The sequence below is a fragment of the Arenibacter sp. S6351L genome (assembly GCF_023016025.1).
Taxonomy (GTDB): domain Bacteria; phylum Bacteroidota; class Bacteroidia; order Flavobacteriales; family Flavobacteriaceae; genus Arenibacter; species Arenibacter algicola_B.
On the sequence record NZ_JALKBB010000012.1, the window covers coordinates 1 to 24623 of the forward strand.

20 protein-coding genes and 2 tRNA genes are annotated in these 24623 nt (G+C 40.4%); 15 read left to right on the forward strand and 7 right to left on the reverse strand.

Features of this window, described 5'->3' with window-relative positions; all coding sequences use genetic code 11:
• The first annotated feature begins 225 nt into the window (after positions 1-225).
• The 11 genes from MWU82_RS11370 to MWU82_RS11420 all read left to right on the forward strand — a co-directional run bounded on the left by MWU82_RS11370 (position 226) and on the right by MWU82_RS11420 (position 11890).
• A complete protein-coding gene (locus MWU82_RS11370; RefSeq protein ID WP_247096483.1) occupies positions 226-675 on the forward strand; it encodes a hypothetical protein in 450 nt (149 codons plus the stop codon).
• A gap of 315 nt (positions 676-990) precedes the next feature.
• On the forward strand, positions 991-1227 hold the full coding sequence (locus MWU82_RS11375) for a hypothetical protein (RefSeq protein ID WP_247096484.1): 237 nt from the start codon (positions 991-993) through the stop codon (positions 1225-1227).
• 10 nt (positions 1228-1237) lie between these two features.
• Positions 1238-3565 carry a molybdopterin-dependent oxidoreductase gene (locus MWU82_RS11380; protein ID WP_247096485.1) on the forward strand — a complete coding sequence of 776 codons (2328 nt, stop codon included), beginning with the start codon at positions 1238-1240 and terminating at the stop codon, positions 3563-3565.
• Between the two features lie 3 nt (positions 3566-3568).
• Positions 3569-4285: a nitrate reductase cytochrome c-type subunit gene (locus MWU82_RS11385; protein ID WP_247096486.1), complete on the forward strand. Its 717-nt coding sequence runs from the start codon at positions 3569-3571 to the stop codon at positions 4283-4285.
• Entirely contained in the window at positions 4275-4904 is a 630-nt protein-coding gene (locus MWU82_RS11390; protein ID WP_247096487.1) for a cytochrome c3 family protein, read from the forward strand. Before MWU82_RS11385 ends, MWU82_RS11390 begins: the two co-directional genes overlap by 11 nt.
• 10 nt (positions 4905-4914) lie before the next feature.
• Positions 4915-6036 (forward strand): 4Fe-4S dicluster domain-containing protein, encoded by a 1122-nt coding sequence (locus MWU82_RS11395; protein WP_247096488.1) that lies wholly within the window; start codon positions 4915-4917, stop codon positions 6034-6036.
• Between the two features lie 99 nt (positions 6037-6135).
• Positions 6136-7371, forward strand: a complete 1236-nt coding sequence (gene dsrP, locus MWU82_RS11400) for a sulfate reduction electron transfer complex DsrMKJOP subunit DsrP (protein ID WP_247096489.1) — start codon at positions 6136-6138, stop codon at positions 7369-7371.
• 308 nt (positions 7372-7679) lie between these two features.
• Positions 7680-8606, forward strand: coding sequence for a quinolinate synthase NadA (gene nadA, locus MWU82_RS11405; RefSeq protein WP_247096490.1), 927 nt, complete (start codon positions 7680-7682; stop codon positions 8604-8606).
• Between the two features lies 1 nt (position 8607).
• The gene (gene nadB / locus MWU82_RS11410) at positions 8608-10197 is read left to right on the forward strand and encodes an L-aspartate oxidase (protein WP_247096491.1); all 1590 of its coding nucleotides are present in this window, start codon (positions 8608-8610) and stop codon (positions 10195-10197) included.
• Between the two features lie 21 nt (positions 10198-10218).
• Positions 10219-10590: a putative zinc-binding protein gene (locus tag MWU82_RS11415; RefSeq protein ID WP_247096492.1), complete on the forward strand. Its 372-nt coding sequence runs from the start codon at positions 10219-10221 to the stop codon at positions 10588-10590.
• Between the two features lie 457 nt (positions 10591-11047).
• On the forward strand, positions 11048-11890 hold the full coding sequence (locus tag MWU82_RS11420; protein ID WP_247096493.1) for an AraC family transcriptional regulator: 843 nt from the start codon (positions 11048-11050) through the stop codon (positions 11888-11890).
• 86 nt (positions 11891-11976) lie between these two features.
• Here MWU82_RS11420 and MWU82_RS11425 read toward each other — a convergent pair whose 3' ends face one another.
• From MWU82_RS11425 to proS, 5 genes are all read right to left on the reverse strand, one after another.
• Positions 11977-13422: a metallophosphoesterase family protein gene (locus MWU82_RS11425; protein WP_247096494.1), complete on the reverse strand. Its 1446-nt coding sequence runs from the start codon at positions 13420-13422 to the stop codon at positions 11977-11979.
• A 247-nt stretch (positions 13423-13669) separates the two neighbouring features.
• Entirely contained in the window at positions 13670-13921 is a 252-nt protein-coding gene (gene rpsT, locus MWU82_RS11430; RefSeq protein WP_031442787.1) for a 30S ribosomal protein S20, read from the reverse strand.
• Positions 13922-13972: 51 nt separating this feature from the next.
• Positions 13973-14044, reverse strand: a tRNA-Glu gene (locus MWU82_RS11435).
• Positions 14045-14117: 73 nt separating this feature from the next.
• Positions 14118-14189 (reverse strand) — tRNA-Glu (locus MWU82_RS11440).
• An 80-nt stretch (positions 14190-14269) separates the two neighbouring features.
• Complete coding sequence (gene proS, locus MWU82_RS11445) at positions 14270-15745, reverse strand: proline--tRNA ligase (protein ID WP_215946390.1); 1476 nt, start codon at positions 15743-15745, stop codon at positions 14270-14272.
• 99 nt (positions 15746-15844) lie between these two features.
• Here proS and MWU82_RS11450 point away from each other — a divergent pair, with 99 nt between their 5' ends.
• Both MWU82_RS11450 and MWU82_RS11455 read left to right on the forward strand, forming a co-directional pair.
• A complete protein-coding gene (locus tag MWU82_RS11450; RefSeq protein ID WP_247096495.1) occupies positions 15845-17107 on the forward strand; it encodes a hypothetical protein in 1263 nt (420 codons plus the stop codon).
• A 46-nt stretch (positions 17108-17153) separates the two neighbouring features.
• On the forward strand, positions 17154-18662 hold the full coding sequence (locus MWU82_RS11455; protein ID WP_215946388.1) for an outer membrane protein transport protein: 1509 nt from the start codon (positions 17154-17156) through the stop codon (positions 18660-18662).
• 67 nt (positions 18663-18729) lie between these two features.
• Here MWU82_RS11455 and MWU82_RS11460 read toward each other — a convergent pair whose 3' ends face one another.
• On the reverse strand, positions 18730-20136 hold the full coding sequence (locus tag MWU82_RS11460) for a T9SS type B sorting domain-containing protein (RefSeq protein WP_247096496.1): 1407 nt from the start codon (positions 20134-20136) through the stop codon (positions 18730-18732).
• A 263-nt stretch (positions 20137-20399) separates the two neighbouring features.
• Positions 20400-22205 (reverse strand): T9SS type B sorting domain-containing protein, encoded by a 1806-nt coding sequence (locus MWU82_RS11465; RefSeq protein WP_247096497.1) that lies wholly within the window; start codon positions 22203-22205, stop codon positions 20400-20402.
• A 137-nt stretch (positions 22206-22342) separates the two neighbouring features.
• Here MWU82_RS11465 and folE point away from each other — a divergent pair, with 137 nt between their 5' ends.
• Together folE and cysS are read left to right on the forward strand one after the other, a co-directional pair.
• Positions 22343-23023 carry a GTP cyclohydrolase I FolE gene (gene folE, locus MWU82_RS11470; protein ID WP_110355841.1) on the forward strand — a complete coding sequence of 227 codons (681 nt, stop codon included), beginning with the start codon at positions 22343-22345 and terminating at the stop codon, positions 23021-23023.
• 15 nt (positions 23024-23038) lie between these two features.
• Positions 23039-24520: a cysteine--tRNA ligase gene (gene cysS, locus MWU82_RS11475; protein WP_215946385.1), complete on the forward strand. Its 1482-nt coding sequence runs from the start codon at positions 23039-23041 to the stop codon at positions 24518-24520.
• Positions 24521-24623: the final 103 nt, after the last annotated feature.

Genomic DNA, 24623 nt, shown 5'->3' on the forward strand with positions numbered 1-24623 from the left:
ACTCCAGTCGAGGTCACCACAAGCAAGAAACCACGTCTTTTTAGGCGTGGTTCTTTTTTTTGCGGAAAAAGCCAAACGCAGTTTGAGGTTTTGAAATAAATAAGGTTTGAGCAACCAATGTTGAAAGGCACCAACAATAACAAATCAAGAACTGACATTACTTCTATTTTAGCAAAAAAAACTAATTAATCCACAATTAATAAAAAAAGAAATATCTTGCATCTAATGGGAATATTTGACTTTAGAGATCCAAGCAAAAGAAAAAAAAAGACAGTTACTGTCATTATTGAGTGCACCCCTAAAGAGATAAGCATCAACAATTCACCTATTAGTTTTCCAACGAGCTACAATATCATAAAAAACATATTGGGTGATGCCACGCGTATTGAACCAATTAAACAAACCAAAAACAGCGTGTATCTTTGGGATGGTTTGGGCATCTATTGTTCTTGCGCCGACCCTGAAAAGATGCTAATGCTCCTTCTTGTAGCAGATAATAGATACGGACTAGGTCACCAACCAAAAAGCAACTTCACTGGCACTGTCCTAATAGACGGTGAGACTATGGAAACCTCCCTAGAAAATGTTGGTATTGAACGGCCCTATATAATAAGGTCTGTAATTAAAGATAATAAACAAGTTGCAATCGCCATCGGGTGGAATCCAGGTATTTAAAATTCCCCCTCAGCAAAAGAAAGAAGACCCAATAATGCTATAAACCTGGGATAAAGGTTGTTACGGCATTTATTATTACATTAATAGTCCTATTTGGGCATTGCTTATTTGTTTCCCTATAAAACTCGAGTCGCTTTCCTTTTAAAACATTGTTGGAAATACATAAAATTCCCTTTTAGCTTCTAAACCAGCACCTTCATTTTTACATTATCGATAATATTTATGACCCTTATCAATTAATGTTTATTGAATTTTATTAAATTGATAGGGAATTTGACAAAGAAGACTTATTCAAATTATTAACATATCAATTAGATGCCGATTAAAAGTTACCTAGCACATCCCATCACAGGAAAAAAAGAAGAGTTGATGAAGGCATTGAGAAGCCTTCAGCAATGTGAGGTCGTCCCGGCCAAGAACCAAGATGTTCTTGCGCTAGTAACCGACACGACAGACGAAATAGAGGAAGAAATCCTTAAAGAAAAAATTGAAGCTATAGACAGTCTCAAAATGTTATCCCTAGTCTCCGGTTTTAATACACCGCCTAATTAATAATATATCTATGTACAAATCCGCAACAAATAGAAGAAGTTTTATTAAAAAAATGGCCATGTTATCAGCCATGACCGCTGCTGCATCTATGTTTCCCGGAATTATATTTGCAAGTGACCAGGAAAAAGGAATTCCCGAAGATGCCAACCTAGATTGGAAAAAGGGCCCTTGTAGATTCTGTGGCGTGGGATGCGGAATACTTGTGGGCACAGAAAACGGAAGGGCCGTTGCAGTAAAAGGAGATCCCAACTCATCGGTCAATAAGGGATTACTTTGCGTAAAGGGATATCACCAGATTATGTGTATTCAATCCAAGGACAGGCTTACACATGCGCTGGTCAAGAAAAATGGCAAGTATATCCAAACCCCAATCAACGAGGCTTTGGATCTTGTTGCTTCCAAAATGAAAGGAACTATTGAAAAGCACGGCAAGGATTCCGTTGCCATGTACACCTCCGGACAATCCACAATTCCCGAAGGATATATAGCTTCAAAACTAATGAAAGGGGCCATAGGCACCAATAATCTGGATTGCAATGCGCGCTTATGCATGGCAAGTGCCGTAACAGGTTTCTTGACCAGCTTTGGCGCGGATGAGCCAATGGGTTGTTATGAAGATATTGATCATGCAGATTACTTTGTGACCTGGGGGAATAATATGGCCGAAATGCACCCTGTATTATTCTCTAGAATGCTGGAGCAAAAATCTCAACGCGGTGCAAAAATTATTGATTTTGCCACAAGAACAACTCGTTCCAGTACAGCATCGGACAAGTCCATTCTGTTTGAGCCCCAAACCGACCTAGCAGTTGCCAATGCCATTTGTTATGAGATTATCAAGAATGGCTGGGTAAACAAATCCTTTGTTGAAAATCACTGTAGTTTTAGTAAAGGGCTCACCAATATGGGATACGGCCTGGAAGACCATTATGAATTTACGGATAAGCCAGAAAAAATAGACTTTGATGCCTATAAGGAGTTTCTGAAAGATTACAGTCCGGAAAAGGTTGCCAAATACTCTAAAGTCTCCGTGAAGGATATTAAATATTTAGCCGCAATTTATGGCGATCCAAATAAAAAGGTAGTCTCCTATTGGTGTATGGGAATGAACCAACATACGCGTGGTACTTGGATAAATAATTTAGTATATAATATACATTTACTAACCGGAAAGATTTCCCAACCAGGGAATGGCCCATTTTCTTTAACAGGGCAACCTTCGGCTTGTGGCACTGCCCGTGAGGTGGGAACTTTTACCCATAAATTACCGCACGGTGTTGTAACCAATAAAGAAGATAGGGAGATGGCAGCTAAAATTTGGAAAGTCCCTGTCGAAAATATTCCATCCAAACCCACCTACCATGCAACTGAAATGTTTAGGGCGGTAGATAGAGGGGATATCAAGTTCATATGGGTGCAAGCCACAAATCCCTTGGTCTCACTACCAAAAACCAGTCGCTATAGGCCAGGAATGGAAAAGGACTCTTGTTTTATTGTTGTTTCAGATGTATTTCCAACACCTACTTCGGATGTCGCAGATGTTATTCTCCCAGCTTCCTGGCATATCGAGAAGGGTGGACTATATGGCAACTCTGAAAGACGAACCCAACATTGGGACAAAATGGTGGAAGGACCAGGTGAAACTACGCCAGATGCCTGGATGTTTATTGAGGTGGCCAAACGAATGGGATATGGAGATCTGTTTCCCTATAGCAAAGAAAATCACGTAGAGGAAATATTCAACGAATACAGGCAGTTTCATGAAGGCGCCAAACACGGTATGGCACCATTGGACGTTCTGAAAAAAGAATCTGGCGCCATTTGGCCCTATGTAAATGGAAAATCAACCCAATGGCGATTTAACGCAAAATATGATCCTGCTTGTTCCAACGGCAAAGACTTTCATTTTTACGGAAAGCCAGATGGAAAAGCTGTGATATGGCAACGACCTTTTGAAGAAGCTCCGGAAAAGCCAGATGAAGAATATCCATTCTGGCTGAATACAGGACGTGTAATTGAACACTGGCACACCGGTTCCATGACCCGCAGAATCCCCGTATTACATCAAGCCATGCCCCATGCCTATGTGGAGTTTCATCCGGATGATGCCAAGTCATTAGGAATAAGAAATGGCGAAAGTATCAAAATAACCTCCCGAAGGGGTTCCTGTAATTTACCCGCTTCTATTAATGAAAGAGGACTGCCGACCAAAGGACAAGTATTTGTTCCATTCTTTGACGAAAATATGCTTATTAACGATGTGACTCTTGATGCTTTCTGTCCCATTTCCAAAGAACCCGATTACAAGAAATGCGCTGTTAAAGTTGAAAAAGCATAAAATATGAAAAAGAGACTGGGAATCATATCATTTTTTGTAATCATCTTCTTAGCGTTTATTATCACTTGGAACTATAGCTACCAGGAAGGTCTTGAAGAAGCAGACATACCGTCTATTGATACTCCCACTGGGAATTTTATTCCCTCGGAAAGTAATGTTTTTAAGAGATTCGACAATAAAGGCATGGACTACTCAAATATGCCAATAGACGAAAACCATCAACGTACACTTGAAAGTTACTATGACAACAGGGCATATCCCGGAGCTCCACCAAGTATTCCACATCCGGTAGCGAAGGATCGAAGCCTGGGCGGTAACACCTGCTTGCAATGCCACCAGAATGGCGGATTTGTAGAAAAATTCAATGCATATGCACCTGTAACCCCACATCCTGAGATGATAAATTGTCGCCAATGCCATGTTGCAATAAACTCCAATAACACGTTTAGGGAATTCGCTTTCGCCAAAGCACAACCTCCAAAAGTAGGGGTTGGCGCAAATAACACCATGCCAGGAAGTCCTCCTATGATCCCCCACCAATTGCAGATGAGGGAAAACTGCATTTCCTGTCATTCCGGACCAAGTGCTCCTAAAGAAATTAGAGTCTCACATCCGGAGCGCATTAATTGTAGACAATGCCATTTACCCATAAAAAATGAGAAGCTCCAAATGGATGCCAGTACCTTCCTAAGACAATTTAATAGTTCACATGAAGAATAAAACCCTTACATATTATTTAATAGTCCTATTCATTCTGGGGTTCTACTCTTGCAAAGAAGAAGGAGAATATCATTCCATTTCAGATAAGATAGAAGCAGAGAGTAAACCTTACCATGGAAAGCTTACCTCCGACCCATTATTGGTCGATTCTGAATTAATTACAATTACCGAAGGAGAACATACATTCCTGATACCGGAAAGAAAAGGACAAATAAAATCATTTGCATGTACGGAGTGTCATTCCAGACCTGTTGCACAAATGAAGAACTTGGATGCTCAAAAAGCCCACTGGGACATTAAATTGAATCACGCCAAAAGTGAGATAATGAATTGTGCTACCTGCCATAACGGAAATGATATGAACAATCTAAATGCCCTAACTGGCCAAAACATAGATTTCAACCTTAGCTATAAACTTTGTGCACAATGCCATTTTAGTCAGTTCGAAGATTGGAAAGGAGGTGCCCACGGTAAAAAAGTTGCCGGATGGGCACCGCCACGAGCTTCGATGACCTGCGTAAATTGTCATAATCCACACAGTCCCGGTTTTGAAAAAAGGTGGCCGGTACAATTTAACACCCAAACATTAAAAGAACGAAAAGAAGGTTTAGATCATTAAAAACAAAGGTATGAGCGTTAATAAAAAATGGTATTCCCTAGATCTAGGTCCGAATAAGAAAAAAGAATCTTCGGGATCGTGTGGATGTGGCAAGTCGCAAGGCAGTTGCAATAGCCAGAAAGAAGAACTTAGTGCCGATGAATTTTATGAGGCTGCCATCAATGCTTCAATAGGCGAGGAAAGACATAGAGATGGTTTTGAGCAGGTTTTTGATGTAAAGATGGATAGAAGGACCGCCTTTAGAAAACTAACGGCAAGCCTACTTATTGGAGCTGGCGCAGTTAGTACCTCTTGTAGCGTTGTAGTTGACGATGAAACTAAAGAAAAGGCACAAATTGATTGGGAAGAACAGTTTAAAGGAAACTATAAGCTGATGACCGATGAAGAGAAGCAAAGTACAATTAATAGACTTATGCGATCGTATGAATTACGTACCGGCAAGAATATAAGTATGACGGCAGAAAATGCCGCAGAAGACGTTCTCTTTGGGTATGCTTTTAATATTTCCAAATGTCAAGGATATATGAACTGTGTAAGTGCCTGCGTGGAAGAGAACAATCAGGATAGAAATTCACAAATGCAGTATATCCGTATCCACGAAATGAAAGATGGGGAAGGATTTAAGTTTGACAAGGCAGATGACAATTACTATCATGAAGTTCCTGCAGAAGGTCATTTTTATATGGGTACCCAATGCTTCCACTGTGACAATCCACCCTGCGTGGAAGTATGCCCCGTACAAGCTACTTGGAAAGAAGAAGATGGGCTGGTTGTTATAGACTACGACTGGTGCGTAGGGTGCCGCTATTGCATGGCCGCCTGCCCCTATGACGGAAGAAGATTTAACTGGAGTAAACCTGAAGTTCCAGAAAAGGAAATTAATAAAAACCAGCACTACCTGGGAAATAGAATGCGTAAAAAAGGAGTAATGGAAAAGTGCACTTTTTGTGTGCAACGAACTAGAAAAGGAAAGAATCCGGCATGCGTTGAAGCCTGCCCAACAGGAGCCAGAATTTTTGGCAACCTTTTAGACCCTAACAGTACCATCAGATGGGTATTGGAAAACAAAAAAGTCTTTAGGCTGAAGGAAGATTTAGGAACAGAACCCAAGTTCTGGTACTTTATGGATTAACCACCAAAAAAGGTAGCAATAGGAAAATGGTAAATCAGAACGCTGAGTATAATATTTACGGCTAATGAGATTGATTTTCAAATCAATATATAATATATAATGGGACAACTAAAAGTATTAAAAAGTTTAGTAATCGATAGTCTGGATACCATTACCAAAGGATCTATTAAGTATCATATTTGGATGGGATTTCTGACCTTGGTAATGCTCATAGGCATGTATTGCTATTCCATTCAATTGGATGAGGGACTCAGTGTTACTGGAATGTCCGATCGCGTTAGTTGGGGGCTTTATATTTCAAATTTCACCTTTTTAGTAGGAGTTGCCGCCGCCGCTGTTATGCTGGTAATGCCAACATATGTTCTTAAGGATATAGACTTTAAACAAGCCGTCCTTATTGGCGAAGGATTAGCTGTAGCTGCATTGATAATGTGCTTGGCCTTTGTGGTGGCCGATATGGGAGGTCCCTCTGTACTTTGGCATATGATTCCTGGAATAGGAGTTTTTAATTTTCCCAATTCTATGTTGACATGGGACGTCATTGTTTTAAACGGGTATCTTTTTATAAATATTAGCATTCCCTTTTATATTCTCTTTAGACATTATCAAGGTAAGGAGGCCAAGCAAAAAGTATACGTCCCAGGGGCTGTTCTGTCCGTTTTCTGGGCCGTTGGCATTCACCTTGTGACAGCTTTTTTATACCAAGGTTTGCAAGCGCGACCATTTTGGAATAATGCACTGTTAGGACCACGCTTCTTGGCATCGGCCTTTGCAGCTGGGCCGGCATTGATAATTTTGGTCTTGGCTGTTATCCGTTCTTTTACTGCCTTTAAAATAGAAGATAAAACAATCAAAAAAATTGCTATGATCGTGACCGTAGCAGCACAGATTAACCTAATAATGCTAGTCTCGGAATTGTTCAAGGAATTCTACGCACCCACACATCATAGCGAAAGTGCTTATTATCTTTTCTTTGGATTACACGGTAAGAACGCCTTGCTTCCATGGATTTGGACCGCTATACCTTTAAATATTTTAGCTACAGTAATTCTAACCTTTGGTAAATTTAGAAATAATCTAAAAGTATTGTACTTCTGCTGTTTTATCCTCTTTGTGGCCATATGGATCGAGAAGGGATTTGGCTTAATTGTACCTGGGTTTATTCCCGGACCTTACGGCAAAATAGTGGAATATCTACCTACTAATATAGAAATAGGGGTTACCATAGGCATTTGGGCATTGGGGGCATTTGTGTTTACTATCCTTGCCAAGACAGCTATAGGAATTGAGTTGGGCGAGTTGAGGTACAAAAACAAAAATGCTTCCGGTTCATAAATGCTCTCTTGGAAAAAGGCACATTATTAATTACACCCCTTTGTCCATTGTTATATGAAATAATAATTATTGATTTCCAATATGTCCATGGCATGTCAAAGCTTATAAACATCCACTAAGCCTAGATCAAATTTTACAGAACCCACCTATTGGTATCATTTTAGTCCAGAAGCCCGAAACCTAGCACGATTCCTTATTAAAATTAATTAGATGATAAAAAGATATTTTTATCTGATTTTATGATATTTATCATTTTTCACAGGAGGTGCAACTCCTAACTTGCCCGATTCAAAATTACTTTTGATCTTATGGACTTAAAAGAGCGAATTAACGGCTTAAGGCGTGAAAAAAATGCCGTTATTCTCGCGCATTACTACCAGCGCGATGAGATACAAGAAATTGCCGATTACGTTGGCGACAGTTTGGGACTTTCACAAATGGCCGCTGAGACCGATGCATCTATTATTGTATTTGCTGGGGTACACTTTATGGCTGAGACGGCAAAAATCCTTAATCCAACAAAAAAAGTGCTTTTGCCCGACTTAAATGCAGGTTGTTCGTTGGCAGATTCCTGCCCGCCAGAGCCGTTTTCAAAATTCATAAAAGCACACCCCGAGCATCTGGTTATTACATATGTTAATTGTTCCGCAGAAATTAAAGCAATGAGCGACATTGTATGTACCTCATCCAATGCCCTAAAAATAGTAGAGTCGGTACCTAAGGACCGACCAATTATTTTTGCACCCGACAAAAACTTGGGACGCTATATAAGTAAAAAAACGGGACGAGACCTATTGCTGTGGGATGGTTCCTGTTTAGTTCATGAGGCTTTTTCCGTAGATAAGCTCTTGGCTCTCTATAAGACTTATCCCGAATCCAAAATAATAGCCCATCCAGAATCAGAGGAGCACATCCTAGATCTTGCTACCTACATTGGCTCCACTGCAGGTATGATCAATTATGTAAAAACCCACCCCAAGGAACAGTTTATTGTTGCCACGGAAGCCGGTATATTACACAAAATGCAGCTTGAGGTCCCCACTACCGTTCTTATTCCGGCCCCTGCAGAGGAAGATAACACCTGTGCCTGCAGTGAATGTGCTTATATGAAAGTCAATACCCTTCAAAAAGTTTATGATTGTCTTTTAAATGAAACACCACAAATTGAAGTTCAAGAAGACATAAGGTTGCGTGCACTACAACCTATTCAAAGAATGTTGGAATTATCGAAATAAAATGGTAAATGCAAATTTTCTTGTTATAGGCTCGGGCGTGGCAGGATTGACCTACGCCGTAAAGATTGCCCAGAGGTTTCCCAATAAGACGGTAATTATAGTCACTAAGGCAGATGAGCAGGAATCCAACACAAAATATGCCCAAGGTGGTGTTGCCGTAGTATTGGATTTAGAGGAAGATTCTTTTCAAAAACACATTCAAGATACTTTGGTTGCGGGAGACGGATTGTGTGATGAAGCCGTGGTTGAAATGGTTATAAAGGAAGGTCCACAACGGCTCAAGGAATTAATGCTCTGGGGTGCCAGTTTTGATATTAATGATTCCGGTAAGCTGGATTTAGGAATTGAAGGTGGACACTCTGAATACCGTGTTGTGCACCATAAGGATATTACAGGGTTCGAGATAGAGCGAGCATTGCTGCAACAAGTTCATAAATTGTCCAATGTCACTGTTTTATCCTATCATTTTGCAATGGACCTGATTACTGAACATCATCTTAATACCCCGGAATCAAAAAATATAACATGCTACGGGGCTTACGTATTAGATCAAAAGACGGGAGATATTATTACGATTAGAGCAGATAGCACGTTATTGGCATCGGGTGGTATTGGTCGGGTATACGGTCATACCACAAATCCAATAATAGCAACAGGGGACGGCATAGCAATGGCCTATAGGGCAAAAGCTGAAATTAAGGATATGGAGTTTGTACAGTTTCATCCCACGGCGCTGTATAACAATAAAGATGGGAAATCATTTCTGATTTCTGAAGCGGTCAGGGGCTTTGGTGCCATTTTACGCGATAAAAACGGGCATAGATTTATGCCAGATTATGATAAAAGAGAAGAATTAGCTTCGAGGGATATCGTATCCCAAAGCATAGACAAAGAGTTGAAAAAATCAGGGGATACCCATGTCTTTTTAGACTGCACCCACCTGGATATCGATGTCTTCAAAAATCATTTTCCAAATATCTATCAAGAATGCCTGATCAACCATATTGATGTTGAAAAAGATTGGATTCCCGTTGTTCCCGCTTCACATTACCTATGTGGTGGCATTGTTGTGGATAAGAACGGAAAAACTTCGGTCACCAACCTATTTGCCTGCGGTGAGTGCTCAAGAACAGGATTGCACGGGGCCAATAGATTGGCTTCGAACTCCTTATTGGAAGCTTTGGTTTATGCCCATAATATATATGAATATCACACTGCACATCCGGTTGATTGGATATGCACAACCATTCCTGAATGGAATGATGACGGCACAAGCATTCCCAAAGAATATGTTCTAATACAACACAATCTTACACAGTTGCAGGCACTAATGCGGGATTATGTGGGAATTGTAAGAAGCAATAGTCGTTTAACAAAGGCAGTTCGGCATCTTGACCTGATTTACAATGAGGTCGAGGAACTTTATAAAAGCGTAAAAATTAACACTTCGCTCTGTGAATTAAGAAACATGGTGAATGTAGCTCATTTAATTATTCGCCAATCCGTGGAACGAAAGCATAACAAAGGTGGTTATTACAATGTGGACAATGTACAAACCGATAAGGATAGTCGGATAAAAAATCTATTGTAAATCTTTACAAAAATTGTAACAATGGAAAAGCATAAGCAAAGTACGGTACCTTTAATATATTCCTGTTCAGGTTGTAGCAATGTGGCGCAATTGGCGAACGATATTGCCGTAAAAACAAATTCCGATGGTATCGCTGAGATGTCATGTATAGCCGGAATAGGCGGCAAAGTCAAATCACTTGTAAAAAAGGCTAGGTCCAATAGGCCGATAATTGTAGTTGATGGATGCCCCCTTCAATGCGCCAAAGAGTGCCTAAAGAACATAGACATCGAACCCAATGAACATATCATTTTAACGGACTATGATCTTAAGAAAAAATATAATGACCGTTTGAAATTGGAAGATGAATTGGATATTTATGAGCAAGTTGTGGAAAAAATCAAAAAACTATAAACTGCGTATACCGTACACAATTATGAATTATTAGTTGATATGGTTTACCTCACCCTCAACTGTACCACTTCCCTCCTACACGCGTACAGCAAGTGCCAAAAAGATCTTCTTGCTTGTCTTGGCCAATTTTAACACACTGGTTTGCTGGTATATAAAACTTCTATATTGCTAGGCATGTCGCTAAGAAAATAAACACATAGTTCACTTTAGGGATAATCAAAAAAGTGTAAAGTCTCAGATCCACCGCAAAACAAACTTAAAATTATAATAACCATCCGGTATTGGAGAAAAGCTAAGGTTTGATTTTAAGGGTCGGTCTTAAGGTGTCGATCCAATAATATATAGCAGCCTATCCTACCATATATTAAAACTAATCAAGAATAGCATATTATTATACTATATTACCCCAAAAACTGCATAATATTATATTTTTACCTAATATTTGCAAAAACAATTCTTGAAAGTACTACCCTTTAAAATACCCAAACCAAAAAACGAAGCCCTCATCTACCAAGAAGATCGCGAAAGGATATTTTATGGCCAACTTCACCAACATCAGGAAATACAAATAAGCCTTGTCGTAAAAGGGTCTGGATCTTTTATTGTCGCAGACACCATACACGAATACAAGGAAAACGACATTTTGGTAATTGGAGGATATGTTCCCCATGTTTTTAAAAGTGATTCCCACAAAAGTGATGAATCTATCATGTGCTCCTTATTTTTTAAAAAGGACGCGTTTGGAAGGCATTTTTTCGAGATAACGGATATGGCAGAAACCAAGGAATTCTTTAAGGGTTCGGAATACGGATTGAAGGTACTTTCCAAAAAACAGAAAATCACGAAGCAATTCAATAAACTAAGTCATCAGAATAAGATAGAAAGGGTAGCTACGCTTTTAAAAATAATAAATTTGATAAGTACAGCGGAAACGACTCCGCTATCGTCCTTTGTTTATAAAAAGAAATATACGGACGACGAGGGAAAACGCATGAACGATGTGTTTAAATATGCCATGGAAAAGTTCTACGAACCTATTACTTTGGAAGAGATTGCGGACAAGGCCCATATGAACAAGAATTCCTTTTGCCGCTATTTTAAAAAACGAACCAACAAAACATTTTTTCAATTTTTGATTGAAATACGAATTGAAAATGCCTGTAAAATTATCAATAGCAACCCCGACCTTTCAATTTCCATGATATCCGAACAATGCGGATTTAGAACCATAGCCAATTTCAACAGGAAGTTTAAAGAAATTAAAGGCGTTACTCCTACAGATTATCGTAGACAGCGATAAAATTAATTAACCATTAAATTATGGTCAACATCAATAAAAAGACCATTTATCACGACCTAACTGAACAACAACGTAAATAGAATTCTCTATTTATCTTCTCTCACAAAGTCCTTTTTTAATCGGATGGGACTATCCGGCACTCTATTGATAAGCTGCTTTTTACCATCCTTTTTAATAAGGTCGAAGGCATCATACAAGTTACCTATAGGCGTGTACGCCTCATATTTAATGGTATCTTTGGTAACGGTAATTATTTGAAACAATTGGGTGTATTCCCCCCTTCGTACCATCCAATCCTGGTCCGCGGATTCGTACATTTTAGGGCCACTAATAGAAACTGCATAAACGGTACCGGCATCGTCCAGAAGTGTCAGACCCTTACCTTCGTTATCAGGATAGCCTCTTGCGTAGGTATGATCATGCCCTTGTAATACCAAATCTACCCCATATTTATCTATCAAAGGTTTTATACCTTCTCTCAGCTCCCAATTGTCTCGCCCTTCTTTGGTAGAATAAACTGGATAATGCGTGAAAATGGTTATCCATTTTTTAGTGTTTGATTGCAATACGGAATCTAGCCATTTTATCTGTGCCGAACGGGCTTCCAAACTTTCATCATAACCTTCGCTATCGATAGAAATCAATTTCATGTCTTGATAATCAATTACAAAACACGTTTCTTTTAATTCCTCAATTGGTCCATTTTCGGGCAAAGTGAATTGTGGTTTCCATAAAGAGGTCAATACACCATCCCTGTATTCATGATTACCCGGCGTCATAACACTTGGCACCGTGGCATGAATAAAGCTACCTGCATAAAACCATTCTCCCCATTCCAGATTGGCATCCCTGTCATTTATTAGATCGCCAGCATGTAACATAAAATCAACTTCCGGAAATTTTCGGTAAGAATTTCGTATTACCCTGGACCAGAGCGATTTCACATTATTTTGGGCGTCCCCAAAATAAATAAAGCTAAAAGGGTCTCCGGAAGTGGCACTGGCCGTGGTATATTGGAACCATTCGCTCCAACCATCGTTGCCTTCCTTTCCATTACCAACCCTATACACATAGGTGGTTTTTGGCTGTAAATTTTTCACTAAAGCTGAATGGTATACCGCTTTTACAAGGGGCTCCTTTCTGTTCTGATTTTGAAAAATTTCACTTTTCGCTTCCACTCGTCTTACGTCTTTCAACAAAAACTCCGGTCCATCGGTCGCTATGGCAATTTCGACAAATCCAGCTTCCACCTGTTGATCCGTTCTCCAATTCACGGCCATGCTATGGGCTGGATCCGCCGTTAAATTGGCAATTACCCTGTCCGGTACTTGGGAAGGAAACATTAGTTTATGGGCCGTTATGGAATCATGTTCCGGATAGTGGCTGTGTGCATGGGAATGGGAGTGTTCAGTTTCATGGGAGTGACTATGTGGTACTTTTTCCTGTTGCGACTTACAGCCTAAGAGAATCGTGAATACAATAAACCCTAATTTTTGTGTAAAGCGTAGTTTTCCCATTACTTTCTGTTTCAATTCGTTTGGATTAAAAAAAATGAAATCCGAATATAATATGATTTCATTGAATTACCTACGGTTTTCAGAAGCATATCTTTAACCTTACGGTATCTTGATAATTTCATTATATATCTTAACCCAAATTGATATCCCCCATTATTTATCCTATATAAAACACTTTTATAACAAGAGAAATATGGTGGATAGCAAAAACAAAAAAACGCCCATTCTTACGAAGGGCGTTCCTTAATATAAATTATAAAACTTATAGTGCAGCTACTTGCTTAGTCAACTTGCTCTTTAAGTTTGCAGCTTTGTTGGAATGGATAATATTGCGCTTAGCCAATCTATCGATCATACTTACCACGCTTGGCAACAAAGTTTCAGCAGCTTTCTTATCCTCCTCTGTACGCAATCTTCTGATAGCGTTACGGGTCGTTTTATGCTGGTACCTGTTACGTAACCTTACCGCTTCGTTCCTTCTAATCCTCTTTAATGCTGACTTATGATTTGCCATTTTCTATTTAATTAATTTTTTTTATTGGGTTACACCCCTAAACATACTGTGTAGTCCGTAGGGGAATCGAACCCCTGTTACCAGGATGAAAACCTGGCGTCCTAACCCCTAGACGAACGGACCATTTTTTGGTTTCAAGTACGGACAGAACTTATAAGTTGCCATCAATACCCCAAAATTTCAAAATAACCTTTAGTAGTCCGTAGGGGAATCGAACCCCTGTTACCAGGATGAAAACCTGGCGTCCTAACCCCTAGACGAACGGACCATCAAATCGCATAATTGCGGATGCAAAAATACAATTATTTTTTACTATCGCAAGACCTAAATAAAATTTTTTAAAATCTTTTAATACGCCTTAGCAAAAAGCACTCTTTTGGAGGAGGGTTTTCCCGTTACCATGCAGACTCCGGCCTCTTCTTTGACATCTATAGGAATGCAGCGAATAGTAGCTTTTGTTTGCTCTTTCACTAATTCTTCCGTTTCCGAGGTCCCATCCCAATGTGCCGATAAAAATCCACCCTTACTTTCCAAAACTTCTTTAAATTCTTCATAAGAATTTACCTCGGTTATATGTGTTTCTCTATAATCCAGGGCCTTATTATAAATATTTGCCTGAATATCCTCCAACAAAAACTCAATTTTAGCCACTACCTCATCGCCCTTGACGGTTTCCTTTTCAAAAGTATCCCTACGTGCCACTTCATAAGTACCATTATCCATATCCCTCTGCCCTATCGCCAAACGAACAGGCACTCCTTTCAACTCGTACTCATTGAACTTAAATCCAGGCTTATGGGTATCCCGGTTATCATATTTTACAGAGATTCCTTTGGATCTCAATTCCTTTACCAGAGGAGCCACTCTTTCCGAAATAGCATCCAATTGATCTTCACCTTTATAAATAGGTACAATTACGACTTGTATTGGAGCCAATTTAGGTGGCAATACCAGACCGTTATCATCACTGTGGGTCATGATCAACGCCCCCATCAAGCGGGTAGAGACTCCCCAAGATGTTGCCCACACATATTCCTGCACCCCTTCCTTGGTAGCAAACTTCACATCAAAAGCCTTGGCGAAATTTTGTCCCAAAAAATGCGAGGTACCGGCCTGCAAGGCCTTACCATCCTGCATTAAGGCCTCTATACAGTAGGTCTCCAATGCACCTGCAAAACGTTCGCTGGCCGTTTTGGTTCCTTTAATAACAGGTACCGCCATGTAATTTTCTGCAAATTCCGCATATATATCCATCATCTGTTCTGCCTCGGCAATGGCTTCCTTTTCGGTAGCATGCGCAGTATGGCCTTCCTGCCATAAAAATTCCGCAGTTCTCAAGAAAAGTCGGGTTCTCATTTCCCATCGCACCACATTGGCCCATTGGTTGATCAGCAGTGGCAAATCCCGATAAGACTGAATCCATCTTCTATAGGTATCCCATATAATTGTTTCGGATGTAGGCCTAACAATAAGCTCTTCCTCCAGCTTGGCATCTGGGTCCACAATAATACCACTGCCATCCTCGGCATTTTTTAACCTATAATGGGTCACCACGGCACATTCCTTTGCAAAACCTTCCACATGACTGGCCTCTTTGCTCAAGTAGGACTTAGGTATAAACAATGGGAAATAGGCATTCTCATGTCCAGTTTCCTTAAACATTATATCCAATTGGGCCTGCATCTTTTCCCATATGGCATAGCCATAAGGTTTAATGACCATACAACCCCTAACTCCCGAATTTTCAGCTAAATCCGCTTTTACAACAAGTTCATTATACCATTTGGAATAATCCTCTGCTCTTTTCGTTAAATTTTTACCCATACCAGTAAGTTTGGCACAAAACTTGCGACCTTATATTTAAATGAAATAGTTCGGCAAAACTAACTATTTTTACAATGTTCAACAATTAAATTTACAGCGATGATACATTCTCTACCCCACCGAAGAATACATATAGCAGCAACTGTTGTACTCCTTAGCATAGTATTGGCATCTTGCGGGTCTTACCAGCAAGCCTCGTATTATGATAATGATGGCATCTATTCCAATAGGACCGAGCAAGTTCGGGTAACCGAACAACGGCCAAGAACACAACAGCCCACCCAAAAACCAAATGCCTATGGCGATTATTTTGGACAAAAGGCCGATGAATATGGAGAGATTCTGGATAGCGAGGTATTCACCGATGTTGATGGATATTATAGTGACATGGAATCCGACAGCCTTGACTATAACCAGGATCTAGGCTATAATGCCACCAACAACGACTATAATGGGTACGGATCATGGGGGGATAATGCCACCAATGTGAACATCAACATTTATGACGATTGGGGTTGGGGCGGCTCTCCATTTGCATGGGGATATGGTGGTTTTTACGGCGGCTTCTACGGAGGCTATTACGGATATTACAACCCTTGGAGATGGAACCGTTACGGATATGGATATGGTTGGAACAACTGGGGCTGGGGTGGTTACGGATGGAACAACTGGGGCTGGGGAGGCTACGGATGGAGCGGTTATTACAGCCCTTACTTCTATTCTCCTTACCGACACTACCCATATTACTATTCCCGCAGTAGGTTCGGCAACAATTACTACAATAGAAATTACGCCTACAGCGCTAGCAGGAGAGGTGTTTACAACTCCAATACCAATCTTAGGAGCACTGCTCTAAACGGAAGATCTAATATAGGCACTGCAAACCGAACAAGCACTAGCAGATATAGAAGCACCACTGGCCGCAGTAATGTCAATAGAACTGGAACTACATCGCGCAGTAATGTTGGGGTAGATGCTTTGGAAAGAAACAGATCATACCGCACCAGCAGAAGCACCAGGACGGTACCAAATTACAATAGTAGCTCCAGAAGCAATCAGACATACAGGAGCAACAGCTCTAGCGGAACCTATAAGGGCACAGCTCCCAGAACCTCTACTTATAGAAGTTCCGGTAGTACGCCTACAAGGTCATCCAGTGGAAACTACAGAAGCTCAACTCCGACAAGGTCTTCAAGTGGAAACTACAGAAGTAGCTCCAGCAGCACTCCAACCAGATCATCGAGTAGTACCTATAGAAGTTCTAGCAGCTCCAGCAGTTCCAGTGGTAGCGTTAGAAGCTCTAGCAGTTCTTCTTCAAGATCTTCGTCATCCAGTAGTAGAAGTAGCGGAAGGCGCAACTAAAAAACATGGTCCCTTATTTCAATAAAAACTTTCAAAATTAAATAAAATGAAAAGGAATTACACTTTCATTCTACTATTGGTATGTGCATTTGCGAGTGCTCAGAACATCAATGATGTTTTAAGGCTTAGCGGAGAAGGTTCCTATGGTACAGCACGTTTTCAAGGATTAAATGGCGCATTTGGTGCATTGGGGGGAGATTTATCCTCCCTAAACGTAAATCCTGCCGGTTCGGCTGTTTTCAACAACAGCTTGTTATCCATAACCGGATCCAATTACAATGTTAAAAATGATGCCCTTTATTTCAATGGTAGCTCCAGCACCTCCTTAAATTCGTTGGACCTTAATCAAGTTGGGGGTGTTTTTGTATTTAAAAGCACAAATGCCAGTTCTCCATGGAGAAAATTAGCATTGGCATTTAACTATGACCTGATCAAAAATTTTGACGATGACCTTTTTGTTTCCGGTAATAGTAATCAGGGCATAGATAATTACTTTTTGGATTTGGCCAACGGAGTACCTTTTGGTCCACTTCTAATACAAGACGGCGAGTACATAGAAGAAGCCTACCTGGACATAGGATCCACCTTAGGTTTTGTGGACCAGCAAGCATTTTTGGGATATTACGGTGGTATAATAGACCCTGTAGATTTCTCGGATGACAATAATACCGATTATATCTCCAATGCGAAATACAGTACCCTTAACCAAGATTACTCTCAGAGTACTGCTGGATACAACAGTAAGTTTACCGCAAATTTAGCCTCACAGTACGGTGACAATCTGTATTTGGGTGCTTCCCTGAACATTCATAGTGTATTTCTGGACAAACTTACCAGATTATCCGAAAGAGGCTTTGATTCCGATTCGGAAATTCAGACTATAACCTTCGATAATTTACTTAGGACCCAAGGAAATGGTTTTTCCTTTAGCCTGGGGGCCATTGGGAAATTAAATGAAAATTTTAGAATAGGTGGTAGTTATCAATCCCCAACCTGGTACAATTTATCAGACGAAACCTCTCAAAAAATATATTCGGATCTGGCGGATAGCGATATTTCATTTATCAACTTTAATATCATTAATGTTTTTGAGGACTATACCATTAAAATACCAGGGAAATTAACAGGAAGTTTGGCTATGATATTTGGTCAGAATGGCCTTTTAAGTTTCGACTATAGCTATCAAGACATGTCAAAAGCAGAGTTAAGACCAGGTTCAGATCCTAGTTTTGCCTCAGAAAACGATTTCATTTCCGATAAGTTAAGTGCCGTTTCAACTTTTAGATTAGGTGGTGAGTACCGCATTGAAGCCTTAAGTTTAAGGGCAGGATATAGATTTGAACAAAGTCCGTACGCCAATGGGGGTACCATAGGCGATTTAAATGGCTATTCAGGTGGTATCGGTTATAATTTTGGAGGAAGCAGGCTAGACCTATCCTACAACTACTCCAGTCAGGACATAAACAAACAACTGTTTGATGTTGGCCTTCCAACACCGGCCAACATAACCAATAAAAACTCCGTAGTAAGTTTGGGCTATACCCTGAATTTCTAAAGAACACAATAGACTAGAAACAAAAAAGACGGGATTTACCCGTCTTTTTTATTTTAGAATAATTTGATTATCGCTTCAAAGTAAAGTGGGTCCTAACTGAGCGCGCCACTATGATTCCGTCTTCGTCCCGTGAATAGTCCATCCTAAACCAGTAGTCCGATGAAGGCATTGGCCTTCCGTTAAAGGTACCGTCCCACCCTATTGTGGTTTCATCAATCTGTTTAAGGAGTTTGCCGTAACGATCAAATATAAATACCACCGGATCTATCAAGGTGGAGATTCCATATACATTCCAACGGTCATGGATACCATCGGCATTGGGCGTAAAGAACTTGGGATACCCGACCACTAAAAACTCTATAGGCTCCGTAGTTCCACAACCATTTTTATCATTTATAATCACCGTATTTACCCCGGGTGGCACATTATTAAAAACAGGATCATCCTGAAATTCGCCTCCGTTAATGGCATATTCATAATTACCGTCCGGGTTGGCCACTACTATTTCTACAATGTTGTTATCAGAAAGGTCATCCCTAACGATTACCTCCTGCAGTACTGGGGTTCCAAAAAAGGTGATTAGTATATTATCACCTACATCATTTCCAAAACTGTTGGTCAGTTCAACAAAATAGCGTCCAGAATTGGGGCTACTGACCACCAATTCGGCATTGGAAGGTCCGGATCCCGGCAAGGTGGCATCAATAACGCCATCGTCCTCATAATCTACAGTCCAAACAACACTTGTAATATCAGGTCCAAAAGGAGAATTTTGTGCAGATAAGGTGATGTCCGGATCATCCTCACAAGCAATTATATCCAATCCCAAAAATTCGTCACGTAAGGTACAATCCAACGCATTATCTTGATCGGCATCAACCGAACTACCCGTAAAAGTCAATGAAAATTGCTCGGCATCATCATCGAAATTGGTGTTGAAATTATTAATGAAAATATAGTAGATTTCTCCTGGGAGTACATCTAACCATTCGTCATATGTGTTTTGGCTTTGCTTTAAAAAAGGAGCACCCACATCCCCATTCTCCGGATTAATCCCTATTCCCGTGAAACGCGTATTATTGGCTTCATAATTACAACGGATAGGTTCTGATCCACTTCCTATAATCGAACAGAAATTTTGCCCACTGGTCTGATCATAAGGACCATAAACCGCAAAGTCCCACTCCGCTGTTATTGTAGTACCCGTTACCGGCAAAGCCTCAATGTCAAAACCTACCTGACCGCCTGTACCTGCTCTAAAAACAAACCAAGAGGTGTTGTTTTCGATATTCGCAGAACTTACACTTCCTTTCTCCAAACAACCACTTTGCCGAATTACATCAGGATCAAAGTCGTCTATATCACCACTGCCATCAACAATTGGCATAATTGGCTGGCCATCTGCACAAACAGGAATAGCACTCCTACAATCCGGTGAATTTTGTGCAACTATATTACTAACAAACAGTAACATAACACATATAGAACAGATAAGTGTCCGCATAGAAATTGGGGCTAAATACATACTTAAATCAAGTATAATAACTCTTATGAAAATGATTTAGTATATAGGAGGTATATTTTATCACAAAAACTTGGCCTTTTTTATATGTATCCATTGTGGCTTTGCCAGTCCCGGATACCCATCGTTTGTACGCAATTATTAAATAGAATTTGCAGACAATGGCCATCAAGATTGGCAGGATAGATATGAGTTACCGCCCCACCAATTTAGTATTAACGTTTTAAGGAAAAATGATTATTAATATGCTTTGCCATGATACGCTGACCATCTTGATCCTTAAAACTAAGCTTGAACCAATAATCGTCCGAAGGCAATGCCACACCATTATAGGTGCCATCCCAACCCATGCTATTTTGGGACAATTGTTTAAGCAACTTTCCATACCTATTATAAACCGTTAATATAGGTTCTTCCAAGTTGGAAATACCTACAATGTTCCAAACATCGTTTGCCCCGTCCCCATTGGGGGTAAAAAACTTAGGAAACCCCACCACAACAATGGTTTCCGTGGCAGATCCGCAACCATTCAAATCGCTCAATGTAACGCTATGCCTACCGGGAAGTACATTATAAAATTTATTATCTGGCTGATATGTCCCTTCATCCAAACGATATTCAAAATCGCCCTCCCTATCGGGAACTATCGTAACGGTATTGCTATCCTGCAGATCCTCTATTATGACCTCCTTTATATGCGGTGTTTTTGAAGCATAAACATTAATCATAAAGGTATTGTCACATGCTGAAACACCAAGCTTATCGGTAATCGTCAAGGAATATTCCCCGCCCTGGGCAACTGTTATACTGGAAGTTATTTCACCTGTACTCCAAAGATAATTATATTCTGGATCCGGGACCGCCTCCCCTATTACAGCATTGACCTCCCCTTCGCAGAGAAAAACCTCCAAGGGAAAATTAGGAGCCAAAGGTTCATGAACCGTTAATTTAAAATCCTCTGAAGCATCATAGCATCTGGGATTCTGTACGGAGGTAGCCCTGATATATATCTGTTGTTCCCCAGCCTGCAACCCATATTCCAAAGGCAGGGCATTTACCCCTGCATCCGCATCGGCCAAACTGGTATGATAGGATATAATTACGTCATTCGCAGATTGTCCGCCCAATGCCATTTGATCCTTATCACTTAAATAAAAATAACCGGAATCCAGGCACAGGTGTTCATCATCTACAGGAGATGTTGTAGGCGCTTGGGAAAACCCCACTTGCACATCACTAATTATATTATTCTGGGACTGGGTTATTACTTCCACTCGGTAAAAAGCGGCTTCCAACACATTTAAGGTAGCGGATACCTCCCCTGGAATTACAGCATAACCATTTCCTACATCCTTATACCAGGTATAACTTACTACATCGGCAGTAGAGGCATCCAAAACAATGTTTTCATTGTTACACGCCGCAATTGGAGGCCCCAAAAGATTGTTGATTATTGCACAATCCAATGCATCATAAGGATTGGTAACAAAGATTTGACCTGTGAACTGAATGGAAAAGCCAGAATTAATATTACTAAAATTATTCACCAATAAGTAGTAATCCTCACCGGGCAAAACCTCCAACCATTCTTCGTATTGAACATTATCCGTTGCACCTTGAGGGTCCTCCCCTACACCAATAAAACTATTGGCATCCCTATTATCAAAAAAATTACAGCGTATGGGGTCACCCAAGGAATTGCAATCACTGGCCTTATAAAGGGCAAAATCCCAATCTTCGTTAGAATCGAAACCAATATTAAATCCTAATTGTCCAGAGGCACCCGTCCTAAATCTATACCACGCAGCATTGGATTCAATTGCGCCTGAAAGTGTTTTTTCCAAACAACCGGATTTCCCGGCACCTTTAAAGTCATCAGCACCATAGCCATTAGTACCGCCGTTGACCGGTGTATTGTTGCAAATAGGCACCGCATTTGAGCAATCCGGAGCCACTTGGGCCTTGGCCAAAGCAGTACCTAGACACCAAATAACACCTAAAACGACGACCAACCTGTTCATGAATACCTATAAAATTTGGGAATTTCAAAAGTAACACCCTAGTTTAGTTAACACTAATTTATGTTGTGTAAGTAAGCAAACTTGGTATAAAGTGGCATATAATGTATATCTTTGCTGCCTTAAAAAGCAATATTTTAATGAAAATCGACAACGCATTGGAAAAGCATTTTGAAGAGTTAGGGGACGATCACGTTTCCGCTGCTGAGGACACACCTTTACGTAAGGATGCATTTGTGCTAAGTGATGAAGAAAAAATAGCCCGTATCAGAGGCAGTGTAAACGAAATAATGCTGACTTTGGGCCTCGACCTAGAGGACGACAGTTTAAAGGGAACCCCGAATAGGGTGGCCAAAATGTTCGTCAATGAAATTTTTGGGGGACTAAATCCAAAACGACGGCCCAAATCATCCACCTTCGACAATAAATACAAGTACGGTGAAATGTTAGTGGAAAAAAACATAACACTATACTCCACCTGCGAACATCATTTATTGCCAATAGTGGGGAAAGCCCACGTGGCCTATATTTCCAAAGGTACCGTTGTTGGCTTGTCCAAAATGAACAGGATAGTGGATTATTACGCCAAAAGACCACAGGTCCAGGAGCGACTAAATATTCAGATCGTAAGGGAACTTCAAGAGGTTTTAGGAACGGAAGATGTTGCCTGTGTTATAGACGCCAAACATTTATGTGTAAATTCCCGGGGCATACGCGACATTGAAAGTAGTACCGTAACGGCAGAATACGGTGGAAAATTTAAGGAAGAGGCCGTTAGACGAGAATTTTTAGACTATATAAACATCGATACCAAATTTTAATTGTCCCGCTTAATAATGTCTTTGTACCAAACTCAAAAATTAAAAGTTTACAATTCCCTTACGGGAGAAAAAGAAGTTTTTGAACCTTTAAGCGAGGGTCATGTAGGCATGTACGTCTGTGGACCTACCGTTTACAGCAATGTACATTTGGGCAACTGCCGAACCTTTATGTCTTTCGACATGATCTTCAGGTATTTAAAGCATTTGGGTTACAAGGTGAGATATGTCCGGAATATTACAGACGCCGGGCATTTGGAGAATGATGCGGAAGACGGAGAGGATAAGATTGCCAAGAAAGCGAGATTGGAACAATTGGAACCCATGGAGGTGGTTCAACAATATACCCTGGATTTTCACAGCATATTGCAAAAATTCAATTTATTGCCCCCAAGCATTGAACCTACCGCCACCGGACACATTATTGAGCAAATTGAAATCATAAAGAATATCCTGGAAAAAGGATATGCCTACGAAATTAACGGGTCTGTTTATTTTGATGTTGAAAAATTCAACAAGACCAATGAGTACGGTAAATTAAGTGGGAGAAAATTGGAGGATATGATTGCCAATACCCGTGAATTGGCCGCTCAGGACGAAAAAAAGAGTCCACAGGACTTTGCGTTGTGGAAAAAAGCGGAAGCCCAGCATATAATGCGTTGGCCTTCCCCCTGGGGAGATGGTTTCCCTGGCTGGCATTTGGAGTGCACGGCCATGAGCACCAAGTATCTGGGAGAAACTTTTGACATACATGGTGGCGGTATGGACCTTAAATTTCCACATCATGAATGTGAAATTGCCCAGGCCGAAGCTTGCAACGGACATGCTCCCGTAAAGTATTGGTTACATGCCAACATGCTGACCTTGAACGGCAAAAAAATGGCCAAATCTACCGGAAACAATATCTTGCCCAATGAGATGTTCTCTGGCGAGAATAAAATCCTAAGTAAACCATACACACCATCCGTAGTACGCTTTTTTATGATGCAGGCGCACTATACCAGTATATTGGACCTAAGCGACGAAGCGCTTTCCGCATCCGAAAAGGGGTTTCAAAAATTGATGGATGCCATTGGCAGCATGGGTAACCTAACTACCAGTTCGTCATCCAGCTTTAATGTGGAGGAGTGGAAACAGAAGGGTTACGATGCCATGAACGATGATTTCAACACCCCTATGCTAACGGCCAATTTGTTTGAAGCTGTAAAACGCATCAATTTAATAAAAGAGGGCAAGGAAACTATAACCGAAAAGGACAAGGAACTTTTCATAGAGGCCATGAACGGTTTTGTTTTTGATGTATTAGGTTTGGAAAATCAAAATAGCGCTATGCTTAATTCCGATAAATTAAGCAGTGTAGTTGGCCTTCTTATTCAGTTGCGAAATGAGGCACGGGCCAATAAAGATTTCTCCACATCGGACAAAATAAGGGACCAACTTGCAGGGATGGGCATTCAATTGAATGATGGAAAAGACGGCACTACCTTTAGTCTCAGCTAAAGTAGATATCTACCCATAACAGAATTGGCTTTTATACGAAAGTGAAGCGTTTAATCTTTGCGGAAAATTTTTATAGAGTACATTTTCCAGATTAATACGAAAT

Excerpts from the sequence above, each read along its gene's own strand:
- MWU82_RS11450 (WP_247096495.1), top strand. The coding sequence starts at position 15,845 with ATGATACATTCTCTACCCCACCGAAGAATACATATAGCAGCAACTGTT.
- dsrP (WP_247096489.1), top strand. The coding sequence starts at position 6,136 with ATGGGACAACTAAAAGTATTAAAAAGTTTAGTAATCGATAGTCTGGAT.
- MWU82_RS11460 (WP_247096496.1), bottom strand. The coding sequence starts at position 20,136 with ATGTTACTGTTTGTTAGTAATATAGTTGCACAAAATTCACCGGATTGT.
- rpsT (WP_031442787.1), bottom strand. The coding sequence starts at position 13,921 with ATGGCAAATCATAAGTCAGCATTAAAGAGGATTAGAAGGAACGAAGCG.
- nadB (WP_247096491.1), top strand. The coding sequence starts at position 8,608 with ATGGTAAATGCAAATTTTCTTGTTATAGGCTCGGGCGTGGCAGGATTG.
- MWU82_RS11390 (WP_247096487.1), top strand. The coding sequence starts at position 4,275 with ATGAAGAATAAAACCCTTACATATTATTTAATAGTCCTATTCATTCTG.
- folE (WP_110355841.1), top strand. The coding sequence starts at position 22,343 with ATGAAAATCGACAACGCATTGGAAAAGCATTTTGAAGAGTTAGGGGAC.
- MWU82_RS11455 (WP_215946388.1), top strand. The coding sequence starts at position 17,154 with ATGAAAAGGAATTACACTTTCATTCTACTATTGGTATGTGCATTTGCG.
- MWU82_RS11370 (WP_247096483.1), top strand. The coding sequence starts at position 226 with ATGGGAATATTTGACTTTAGAGATCCAAGCAAAAGAAAAAAAAAGACA.
- MWU82_RS11415 (WP_247096492.1), top strand. The coding sequence starts at position 10,219 with ATGGAAAAGCATAAGCAAAGTACGGTACCTTTAATATATTCCTGTTCA.
- MWU82_RS11375 (WP_247096484.1), top strand. The coding sequence starts at position 991 with ATGCCGATTAAAAGTTACCTAGCACATCCCATCACAGGAAAAAAAGAA.
- proS (WP_215946390.1), bottom strand. The coding sequence starts at position 15,745 with ATGGGTAAAAATTTAACGAAAAGAGCAGAGGATTATTCCAAATGGTAT.
- MWU82_RS11385 (WP_247096486.1), top strand. The coding sequence starts at position 3,569 with ATGAAAAAGAGACTGGGAATCATATCATTTTTTGTAATCATCTTCTTA.
- MWU82_RS11395 (WP_247096488.1), top strand. The coding sequence starts at position 4,915 with ATGAGCGTTAATAAAAAATGGTATTCCCTAGATCTAGGTCCGAATAAG.
- MWU82_RS11380 (WP_247096485.1), top strand. The coding sequence starts at position 1,238 with ATGTACAAATCCGCAACAAATAGAAGAAGTTTTATTAAAAAAATGGCC.
- nadA (WP_247096490.1), top strand. The coding sequence starts at position 7,680 with ATGGACTTAAAAGAGCGAATTAACGGCTTAAGGCGTGAAAAAAATGCC.
- MWU82_RS11465 (WP_247096497.1), bottom strand. The coding sequence starts at position 22,205 with ATGAACAGGTTGGTCGTCGTTTTAGGTGTTATTTGGTGTCTAGGTACT.
- cysS (WP_215946385.1), top strand. The coding sequence starts at position 23,039 with ATGTCTTTGTACCAAACTCAAAAATTAAAAGTTTACAATTCCCTTACG.